Here is a 3,705-nt window from a genome sequence, read left to right as displayed (position 1 = left end):
CTCCTGCATTGCTCTAGTACCAACATCCATGTAGGCAAAGTATCACCTATGAGGTGCTAGGTTATGATGCAATAAAAATTAACTTAATGGCTCGAGCAGTGAGACTAAAATATCATCGGTTAAACTCAGTTTACTCTCACTTACTTCTTCAGATAACAAAGCCTTTGCCAGAGCGGCTTTATTTTGCTGTATTTTTTGAATTTTTTCTTCTATTGAATTTTCAATAATATATTTGTAAACAAAAACAGGTTTGTCTTGCCCAATACGGTAAGCCCTGTCTGTGGCTTGATTTTCTACCGCAGGATTCCACCAAGGATCAAAATGAATCACTGTGTCGGCAGCGGTTAAGTTTAAGCCTACGCCACCTGCTTTTAAGCTAATTAAAAATACAGGCACTTCACCTTGTTGAAATTTATCAATGACTAATTGTCTTTTTGTGGTTGCGCCTGTTAATTTAACAAAACCAATACCCGATGCTGCTAATTCAACCTCTATTAATGCAAGCATACTGGTAAATTGTGAAAAGATGATTATCTTTCGTCCTTCATCAATTTGCTCTGGTAGTGTGTCCATTAAATGCTCTAACTTTGCAGATTGTTCTACTTTTTTAGCGCCTTTAAGTGATAGTAATTTAGGGTGGTTACATACCTGCCTTAGCTTTAACAAGGCATCTAAGACCTCTATTTGACTGCGTTTTAAGCCTTTTTCAGCAATAATGTCTTTTAAGCGACCATCCATGGCTAAACGCACAGATTCATATAGCTCTGCTTGTTTACCTTCAATTCGTAAGGTTTGAATAATTTCAGTTTTTGGTGGTAATTCTGTGGCAATTTTGTCTTTGGTTCTACGTAAAATAAACGGTTTAATACGCTGATTTAATAACTGCTTACGTTCATGTTCGCCATGTTTTTCTATAGGGGTTCTAAATAATTTGGTAAATTGCTTTTGACTGCCTAAAAAGCCAGGTAGTAAAAAATTAAATTGTGCCCAAAATTCACCTAAGTGATTTTCCATAGGTGTGCCTGTTAAACACAATTTATGCTGCGCTTTAAGCGCCATAAACGCTTGGTACAATTTAGTTTTAGTATTTTTAATATAGTGTGCTTCATCAAGAATAAGGTAATAAAATCTTTGCTCACTATAATGTGTTAAGTCTTTAGTAATTAAGGCATAACTTGTAATGATGATATCAAACTTATTTTCATTATCTTCAGAACTTTCAAGACAATCAAACAGTTGTTTACGTTTGTTGCCATGTAATACTTGATAAGTAAGTTGAGGGGTAAATTTTTCTATTTCATTAGCCCAGTTAAAAATAACACTAGTGGGCGCAACAATTAATACTGGCTTATTTAATCGGCCTTGTTGTTTTTCAATTAATAAGTGCGCTAAGGTTTGAATGGTTTTACCTAAACCCATGTCATCAGCCAAAATACCGTTTAATTGATATTCCCTTAAAAACTGTAGCCAGTTTAAGCCTTGATGCTGATATGTTCTTAAAGTTGCATTTAAACCACTTGGTATAGCAACAGAGGTTACGTGTTGAAAGTTTTTCAGTTTATCAGCCAAGTCTCTTAATTTATTAGCACCTGTTGATATTAGCCCTTGGTTATCTAATATTGATAAGGTTTGATGTCCTTGAAAACGCGATATTTCCATGTTGCCATCTTCATTTAAAGCATTTGGCATAAAGAGCTCTATAAACTGCTTTAAAATTGGCTGTACACTTTGATAACGCAGGGCAATAAAATCCCCTTTTTCTAAATCAACATAAATAGGGGCGTCTGGTGTAATAAGCTGTGCTTTATCGCTATCTATTTTTTCACGTTCTAAAAGTACCGACCTCGGTAACTGCTCAATCGCACTGAGCAGAATAGGGAACGCAGGCATTTTTTTACCATCTATGGTTAAATTTAATCCTAAGGAGAAAAAATCATGATCGTCGGTTTCAATGACGTGTGCATCAAATACGCTATCGGTAGAGCGGGCTTTATAATAAAAATCATCAGCGAAGCTTATATTCCAACCTAAGGCTTTAAGTAATGATAATTCTTGTTGTAAAAAATGATACCAATCATAACGCCCAGGCATCTGCATTGAAAATTCAGCAGGTTTATCAGGATTCAAATAGCCTTGTTCAGTATAAGTGTAACGTTTTGGATCTGCGGTAAATTTTAATGCGGTAAGTTTATCGAGAACTGTTTGCTCAAAAGCTAAATCGCGATAAAGCTTCTCTTCGTTATTACTATTTTGTAACTCTTGTGGTGTCACCACCGTACTTTCGTTATGTGGGTTAACTAAATACCCTTTATATGAAAAACTAACTTGTACATATCCCGTTTTTGGATTTGTTTTTATGGGTGTCGTGAAGTGCAAATGTACGTCTGGTTTTGTTAACTCTTGTGAGAATTTTGTTTTTGGTTTTGGAAAACGCTGCTGGGCATCACCTAACGATAGCGATAATTTATTCATTACCCAAGGTAATTTATCTTCTTCAAAAATAGGGGCGTTGAGTAAGTCTGCCTCAAAATCACATTGCGTATTGGTATTAATTTCACCAAAGCAATTATGTTGTTCATCATAATAACAAAGTGGTTGCGCTTTAATAATTAAAATACTGTTTGAGGGCTGATTTAAAACTAGCTTTAATGTATGTAAATTGTTTTCAAGTGCTAGCCACTGCCATTGTGCTTCTACTGGCTCGCCTAAAGTAATAGGTGTATTTAAGTTGTCGTTTGCATGCCAAAAGCAGCGGTTTGTTTTTATAATACGTTCATACAAATCAAAATATTTAATGCTATCGCCATATTGATTTGTGCGTATATGTTCGGTCAGTATAGCTACATCATCGTTTGTAGCATAAGGACTTTTAATTAGCGAACTTGCAGAATACTCACTGTTAAGTGAGCGACTCCAGCCACCATTTTTTTTTGGTCGAGTTGATTTAATATCTAAAGTAAAATAGTCGTCTTCATTATAAATATTGGGCCTTAAAAAATATAATAACGACTTTTGAAGGCTATTGGTTTGATATCGACTAGGTTGGGCTTTAAAGTTATTGAGCCATTTATCAATCACTTTTTCGGTTGAAGCTGTGCTGCTATGATTAAATTGTTCATGAATAAAATACAGCGCCAATGCTGCGCCATGTTTGCAGTCTCGACCGACATAACAATCACAATAACTGGCAATACTATTATATTTAATGTTAAAGACTAAACGTGTTGCATAGTCTTCCCGGCTTGAGCGTTCACTAAAAACAACACCACGAATTATTTCACCGTCAAGGGCACAAGCTTTAATGCCTTTGCCATTAAAAATACGCGTGCCTTTTTGCCACTCATTTTTGGTAAAGTGATCTTCAAGTAATTCAGGGGTAAAAGTGATTTTGGCCATAAGTCTTTAATTATAAAATGTAAGTCGGTTGATAAATATCAATTTCAGCAATTGATACTTCTAAATTTAATGATAATCGCGTGTCACTCATTATGCTATTAGAATAATATCATAGCGCCTTGTTTTTCATAAGTAGGATGATTGTATTTTGTTATGTGCACATTAAGGCATTTAAGATACCCAATTTACACTTGTTATAACTTTTGTAGATTGTCCTTTAGGTTAACTGTTTAGGTTTTAAAAGAGTAAGGCTTAAGCCTCACCTACAATTAACTTCTTGTAGATTGGCCTTTAGGCTAATGGTTTTGG

At 35.0% G+C, this 3,705-nt stretch carries 1 protein-coding gene; it reads right to left on the bottom strand.

Going from position 1 to position 3,705, the window contains the following annotated elements; translation table 11 throughout:
* Window positions 1–78 precede the first annotated feature (78 nt).
* On the bottom strand, window positions 79–3,396 hold the full coding sequence (locus BM088_RS24600; protein WP_091991180.1) for a DEAD/DEAH box helicase: 3,318 nt from the start codon (window positions 3,394–3,396) through the stop codon (window positions 79–81).
* Window positions 3,397–3,705: the final 309 nt, after the last annotated feature.

Origin of the sequence: Pseudoalteromonas denitrificans DSM 6059 (assembly GCF_900112265.1) — a bacterium.
Lineage (GTDB): Bacteria > Pseudomonadota > Gammaproteobacteria > Enterobacterales > Alteromonadaceae > Pseudoalteromonas > Pseudoalteromonas denitrificans.
This window is presented reverse-complemented; position numbering and strand designations above follow the sequence as displayed.

Bases quoted from the DNA above. Each gene is read 5' to 3' on its own strand.
- BM088_RS24600 (WP_091991180.1), bottom strand. From the start codon at position 3,396: ATGGCCAAAATCACTTTTACCCCTGAATTACTTGAAGATCACTTTACC.